The organism is Pseudomonas trivialis (assembly GCF_001439805.1).
GTDB classification, from domain to species: domain Bacteria; phylum Pseudomonadota; class Gammaproteobacteria; order Pseudomonadales; family Pseudomonadaceae; genus Aquipseudomonas; species Aquipseudomonas trivialis.
The window spans coordinates 732101-738396 of record NZ_JYLK01000001.1 but is presented as its reverse complement, the minus strand read 5'-3'; the positions used below and the strand labels follow the sequence as shown (position 1 = coordinate 738396).

The window sequence follows — 6296 nt, the reverse complement described above, 5'->3', positions numbered from 1 at the left end:
CACCGCACTATCAACTTCTTCCAGGCTTCGATGAACTGAAGCAACTCGCTGTCGAATCTTGCATAACTACTTGTTTACCAAGGAGTTTTCCGTTTCGACTGCGCCGGAAGTGGGGCGAATTATAGACAGATATAATTCGCCGTCAACACCTAATTCCAGGTTTATTCGGATTTGAGCGTAATACGCGCAAATGCTTTCTTCCCAGCCTGGCAAACGTGAGTAGCGCCCAGCTCATACATAAAGGTGCGATCAACAACCTCACCATCTATACGCACACCACCGGACCCCAGCAGATCACGCGCAACCGCCGAGTTCTTCACCAGGCCCGCCTTGTTAAGGACAGCCGCAACCGGCATGGCCTCTGTAGCGCTCAGCTCGATCTCCGGCAGATCATCCGGCAATTCTCCGTCCTTCATACGGTTACCAGCAGCACGATGAGCATTCGCTGCAGCCTCTTCACCATGGAAGCGCGCAACAATCTCTTCAGCCAGCTTGATCTTCACGTCACGCGGATTGGCGCCCGCCTCGACTTCAGCCCGCAGCCCATTGATCTCATCCATGGAACGGAAGCTCAATAGCTCAAAGTAGCGCCACATCAACGCATCCGGGATCGACACCAGCTTGCCATACATCACCCCTGGCGCTTCCTGAATACCCACATAGTTACCCAAGGACTTGGACATCTTCTTGACGCCATCCAACCCCTCCAGCAATGGCATGGTCAGAATGCACTGAGCCTCCTGCCCATACGCGCGCTGCAACTCGCGCCCCATCAGCAGGTTGAACTTCTGGTCGGTACCGCCCAGCTCGACATCCGCACGCAACGCTACCGAGTCGTAGCCCTGAACCAGCGGATAGAGGAACTCGTGTATGGCAATCGGCTGATTAGTGGAGTAGCGCTTATCGAAGTCGTCACGTTCAAGCATGCGCGCCACGGTGTACTGGGACGTCAGGCGAATAAAATCCGCCGGCCCCATCTGATCCATCCAGGTGGAGTTGAACGCAACTTCGGTCCTGGCCGGATCAAGAATCTTGAACACCTGAGTCTTGTAGGTCTCGGCATTATCGAGCACCTGCTCGCGAGTCAGCGGAGGACGCGTGGCGCTCTTGCCACTCGGGTCTCCGATCATCCCGGTGAAGTCACCTATAAGGAAGATGACCTGATGCCCCAGCTCCTGAAACTGACGCAGCTTATTAATAAGCACGGTATGACCCAAGTGCAGATCCGGCGCCGTCGGATCAAAGCCAGCCTTGATACGCAGGGGTTGGCCACGCTTGAGCTTTTCGATCAGCTCGGCCTCGACCAACAGTTCTTCCGCACCACGTTTTATCAGCGCTAGCTGCTCTTCAACCGACTTCATAACAGACCCGCAAGGCTCAGATTCAAAAGGGAACCAACCATACAAGATCAGGGACTAATTACAAGTTTTGCCCTGCGCACGGCCACCGTTCAGCAAGCCCAGCGTTCGTGAGCTTGCGCCACAGATGATTTGGTTATATTTTATACAGTTATTTCATCTTCATCATGTCATTCATCTTTTCCATTTCATCTTCAAAGTCAAAAATTACCTATGACCACTGAACCGTCTAAAGCGCCACCGCTTTACCCGAAGACCCACCTGCTCGCCGCAAGTGGTATCGCCGCCCTTCTTAGCCTGGCGCTCCTGGTATTCCCTTCCAGTGATGTAGAAGCCAAACGAACCTCCCTGAGCCTTGAGCTGGAAAGTCCCGCTGATCAACTGACACAAGATCAAGACGCTTCCGACGCGCAACAAGCCACAAACGCTCCGACAGAATCGCCATTTGCCCAGACAGAAAACACCCCGGAAGATACCCGGCAAGCCGAGGCAAAGCCTGCGGCAGACAGCACCAGGAACCGACTACACCGCGAAGTGATCGTGGCCAAAGGCGACACGCTTTCCACTCTGTTTGAAAAGGTTGGCCTTCCTTCCGCCACCGTTGGCGAAGTATTGGCCACCGACAAACAAGCCAGGCAATTCACCCAACTCAAGCGCGGTCAGAAGCTTGAGTTCGAACTGACTCCAGACGGCCAGTTGAACAACCTGCACACCGCTCTCAGCGACCTCGAAAGCATCAGCCTGAGCAAAGGCGCCAAAGGTTTTGCATTCAATCGCGTCACCACCAAACCGGTGATGCGCTCTGCCTACGTGCACGGCGTGATCAATAGCTCTCTATCGCAGTCAGCAGCACGCGCGGGCCTGTCCCACAGCATGACAATGGACATGGCCAGCGTGTTTGGCTACGACATCGACTTCGCCCAGGACATCCGCCAGGGTGACGAATTCGACGTGATCTACGAGCAGAAAGTCGCCAATGGCAAAGTGGTCGGCACCGGCAACATTCTGTCCGCACGCTTCACCAACCGCGGCAAAACCTACACCGCCGTGCGCTACACCAACAAACAAGGCATCAGCAGCTACTACACCGCCGATGGCAACAGCATGCGCAAGGCGTTCATCCGCACCCCGGTGGACTTCGCTCGTATCAGCTCGCGCTTCTCCATGGGTCGCAAGCATCCCATCCTGAACAAAATCCGCGCGCACAAAGGTGTCGACTATGCGGCTCCCCGCGGCACGCCCATCAAGGCGGCAGGTGACGGCAAGGTCTTGCTGGCCGGACGTCGTGGCGGCTACGGCAACACCGTGATCATCCAGCACGGCAACACCTACCGCACCCTGTACGGCCACATGCAAGGCTTCGCCAAAGGCGTCAAGACCGGCGGTTCGGTCAAACAAGGACAGGTGATCGGCTACATCGGTACTACCGGTCTGTCCACCGGCCCGCACTTGCACTATGAGTTCCAGGTCAACGGCGTGCACGTCGATCCATTGGGCCAGAAACTGCCCATGGCCGACCCGATCGCCAAGGCCGAGCGCGCGCGCTTCATGCAGCAGAGCCAGCCACTGATGGCGCGCATGGATCAGGAACGCACCACCTTGCTGGCCTCGGCGAAGCGTTAAGGTATGCCGCGCTATATAGGGGTGATGTCCGGGACCAGCCTCGATGGTCTGGATATCGCGCTGATCGAACAGGACTCGGCGATCAACCTGATCGCCACCCACTACATCCCAATGCCGGACACTCTGCGCGCCGAGCTGCTCAGCCTGTGCGCCAGTGGCCCGGACGAAATCGCCCGCTCGGCCATCGCCCAACAGCACTGGGTGGAACTCGCCGCTCAGGGCATCCACGCATTGCTGGACCAGCAAAACCTCAAACCCCAGGATATCCGCGCGATTGGCAGCCACGGGCAAACCATTCGTCACGAACCCGCACGGGGCTTCACCGTACAGATAGGCAACCCGGCGCTGCTCACCGAGCTTACCGGCATCACCGTGGTCGGCGACTTCCGCAGCCGTGACGTGGCTGCTGGCGGCCAGGGCGCCCCCCTCGTCCCCGCGTTCCACGAAGCGTTGTTTGGCGAACGCAGCGGCAACCGTGCGGTGTTGAATGTGGGAGGCTTCAGCAACCTCAGCCTGATCGAGACGGGCAAACCTGTAGCCGGTTTCGACTGCGGCCCGGGAAATGTGCTGCTGGATGCGTGGATTCACCAGCAACAAGGCAAGCACTTTGACCGTGACGGCCAATGGGCAGCCAGTGGCAAGGTAGAGCCTGCGCTACTCAGCGCGCTGCTCAGCGATCCGTTCTTCCTGACCCAAGGCCCGAAAAGTACCGGTCGAGAAGTATTCAACCTGCCATGGTTGCAACAACATCTGGCACGACTGCCCGCCTTCCAGCCCGAGGATGTGCAGGCGACGTTGCTGGAGTTGACCGCTCTGACCATTGTCGAGTCCCTGCAGGCAGCTCAACAGCAGACCGAAACCCTGCTGATCTGCGGCGGCGGCGCCCATAACGCCACGCTGATGAAGCGCTTGGCCGCCCTGCTTCCCTCCACTCAGGTCAGCAGCACTGCCGTCTATGGCGTCGACCCGGACTGGGTGGAGGCCATGGCGTTCGCCTGGCTGGCCCACTGCTGTCTGGAGGGTATCGCCGCCAATCGCCCGAGCGTCACCGGCGCCCGTGGGTTGCGAGTATTGGGCGCAATCTACCCCGCCTGACTGCCCCGCAAAACCGACAGACAGCAAAACGCCGCTTGGCCGATCAAAGCCAAGCGGCGTTTTTGTACGCGATGCAGACTCGTTTATCGATCAGATCGAAAACGAAGACCCGCAACCACAGGTTGTCGTCGCGTTAGGGTTCTTGATCACGAAACGCGAACCTTCCAGACCTTCCTGATAATCCACCTCGGCACCTGCCAGGTACTGGAAGCTCATCGGGTCCACGACCAGGCTCACGCCCTCGCGCTCAACGATGGTGTCATCGTCGGCCACATCTTCATCGAAGGTAAAACCGTACTGAAACCCTGAACAACCGCCGCCCGTAACGAATACGCGCAGCTTCAAGCGATCATTACCCTCTTCATCGACCAGGCTCTTCACCTTGTGCGCAGCACCGTGGGTGAATTGCAAAGCCGTGGGGGTGAAGGATTCAACGCTCATGCTGATAATCTCCCGGCGTAGCGCCGTCATATGCGTAATAACCGGCATTATCCGCTTCTCCTAGAAAAGCGGTCAACTATTGTTATGGTATATCAATCGGCCACGCGACCATAAAAACACAAAAGGCCCGATTAACGGGCCTTTGCGCATTTGCAGGAAATGCCCTAAGGCAACATCCCCGCGTGGGAAAGCCCCAACTTCTCATCCAGACCAAACAGGATGTTCATGTTCTGCACCGCCTGGCCCGACGCACCCTTGACCAGATTGTCGATCACCGAAAGGACCACCACCAGGTCGCCATCCTGCGGACGGTGTACCGCAATCCGACACACATTGGCACCGCGCACACTGCGGGTTTCCGGATGACTGCCAGCCGGCATGACATCGACGAACGGCTCATTGGCATAGCGCTTTTCAAACAGCGCCTGCAGATCGACCGAGCGATCGACCACGGTTGCGTACAGCGTGGAATGAATACCGCGAATCATCGGCGCGAGGTGCGGCACAAAGGTCAGGCCCACGTCCTTACCCGCCGCACGGCACAGGCCCTGGCGGATTTCCGGCAAATGACGATGACCTTTAACGGCATAAGCCTTCATGCTTTCTGCGGTCTCGGAGTACAGCGAGCCTACCGCCGCACCGCGACCGGCGCCGCTCACACCCGACTTGCAGTCCGCGATCAGGCGCGAGGCGTCGGCCAGCCCGGCTTCCAACAACGGCAAAAAGCCCAGCTGGGTTGCGGTCGGGTAGCAACCTGGCACTGCAATCAAGCGGGCCTGCTTGATCTGCTCACGATTGACTTCCGGCAGGCCATACACCGCCTCCTCCAGCAGTTGCGGCGCACCGTGCGGCTGGCCGTACCACTTGGCCCATTCATCGGCGTCCTGCAGACGGAAGTCGGCTGAGAGGTCGATGACCTTGGTGCCCGCAGCCAGCAGTTCGCCGGCCAACGCATGGGCAACACCGTGAGGGGTGGCGAAGAACACCACGTCACAGGCGCCCAAAGTGTTGACGTCCGGTACGCTGAACGCCAGGCCGTCGTAGTGGCCGCGCAGGTTAGGGTACATATCCGCCACAGCCAGGCCGGCCTCGGATCGAGAGGTGATGACCACCACCTCAGCCTGCGGATGCTGAGCCAACAGACGCAGCAATTCGACACCGGTGTAACCCGTGCCGCCGACGATACCGACCTTGACCATAACCCTGCCCTCAACGAACCACTGGAAAGCCGTCGATAATAGGGGGCGGATCGCCCTGCGACAACCGCCAACGTGACGTATGGGCGCATCAGCCACTACTATCCTCACTACCGTGAACCTGGGAATAACTAGAAATGCTCTATCTATGGATCAAAGCCTTCCACATCATCAGCATCGTCTGCTGGTTTGCCGGGCTGTTCTACCTGCCGCGCCTGTTCGTCTACCACGCTCAAAGCGAGGACACCGTCAGCAAGGAACGCTTCAGCGTCATGGAGCGCAAGTTGTACCGCGGCATCATGGGGCCGGCGATGATCGCCTCTCTGGTCTTTGGCATCTGGCTGATCGTCCTCAACCCGGGCATCTTTCAATCCGGCGGCTGGATCCACGCCAAGCTGACCCTGGTAGTGCTGCTGATCGGCTATCACCATATGTGCGGCGCGCAGGTAAAGCGCTTCGCTCGTGGTGAAAATACCCGCAGCCACGTGTTTTATCGCTGGTTCAACGAAGTGCCTGTGCTGATGTTGCTGGCCATCGTAATTCTGGTCGTGGTCAAACCGTTCTAACTTCAATCACTCGGAGT

Annotated in this window: 6 protein-coding genes; 3 read left to right on the top strand and 3 right to left on the bottom strand. The window is 58.3% G+C overall.

Annotated features, from left to right (window positions below):
- Positions 1–161: 161 nt before the first annotated feature.
- On the bottom strand, positions 162–1361 hold the full coding sequence (tyrS, locus tag TU79_RS03375; protein ID WP_057006700.1) for a tyrosine--tRNA ligase: 1200 nt from the start codon (positions 1359–1361) through the stop codon (positions 162–164).
- A gap of 210 nt (positions 1362–1571) precedes the next feature.
- Between tyrS and TU79_RS03370 the strand changes: the two genes are divergently transcribed.
- Both TU79_RS03370 and TU79_RS03365 read left to right on the top strand, forming a co-directional pair.
- Entirely contained in the window at positions 1572–2981 is a 1410-nt protein-coding gene (locus TU79_RS03370) for a peptidoglycan DD-metalloendopeptidase family protein (protein WP_057006699.1), read from the top strand.
- A gap of 3 nt (positions 2982–2984) precedes the next feature.
- Positions 2985–4076, top strand: a complete 1092-nt coding sequence (locus TU79_RS03365; protein ID WP_057006698.1) for an anhydro-N-acetylmuramic acid kinase — start codon at positions 2985–2987, stop codon at positions 4074–4076.
- A 90-nt stretch (positions 4077–4166) separates the two neighbouring features.
- On the opposite strand, the gene erpA is transcribed toward TU79_RS03365, so the two are convergent.
- A complete protein-coding gene (erpA, locus tag TU79_RS03360; protein WP_003176443.1) occupies positions 4167–4517 on the bottom strand; it encodes an iron-sulfur cluster insertion protein ErpA in 351 nt (116 codons plus the stop codon).
- A gap of 164 nt (positions 4518–4681) precedes the next feature.
- Entirely contained in the window at positions 4682–5716 is a 1035-nt protein-coding gene (gene argC, locus TU79_RS03355) for an N-acetyl-gamma-glutamyl-phosphate reductase (protein WP_057006697.1), read from the bottom strand.
- Between the two features lie 134 nt (positions 5717–5850).
- On the opposite strand from argC, the gene hemJ reads away from it, so the two are divergent.
- Positions 5851–6279 (top strand): protoporphyrinogen oxidase HemJ, encoded by a 429-nt coding sequence (gene hemJ / locus TU79_RS03350; RefSeq protein ID WP_003232547.1) that lies wholly within the window; start codon positions 5851–5853, stop codon positions 6277–6279.
- The last annotated feature ends 17 nt before the right edge of the window (positions 6280–6296 follow it).

Excerpts from the sequence above, each read along its gene's own strand:
- TU79_RS03370 (WP_057006699.1), top strand. The coding sequence starts at position 1,572 with ATGACCACTGAACCGTCTAAAGCGCCACCGCTTTACCCGAAGACCCAC.
- TU79_RS03365 (WP_057006698.1), top strand. The coding sequence starts at position 2,985 with ATGCCGCGCTATATAGGGGTGATGTCCGGGACCAGCCTCGATGGTCTG.
- erpA (WP_003176443.1), bottom strand. The coding sequence starts at position 4,517 with ATGAGCGTTGAATCCTTCACCCCCACGGCTTTGCAATTCACCCACGGT.
- hemJ (WP_003232547.1), top strand. The coding sequence starts at position 5,851 with ATGCTCTATCTATGGATCAAAGCCTTCCACATCATCAGCATCGTCTGC.
- argC (WP_057006697.1), bottom strand. The coding sequence starts at position 5,716 with ATGGTCAAGGTCGGTATCGTCGGCGGCACGGGTTACACCGGTGTCGAA.
- tyrS (WP_057006700.1), bottom strand. The coding sequence starts at position 1,361 with ATGAAGTCGGTTGAAGAGCAGCTAGCGCTGATAAAACGTGGTGCGGAA.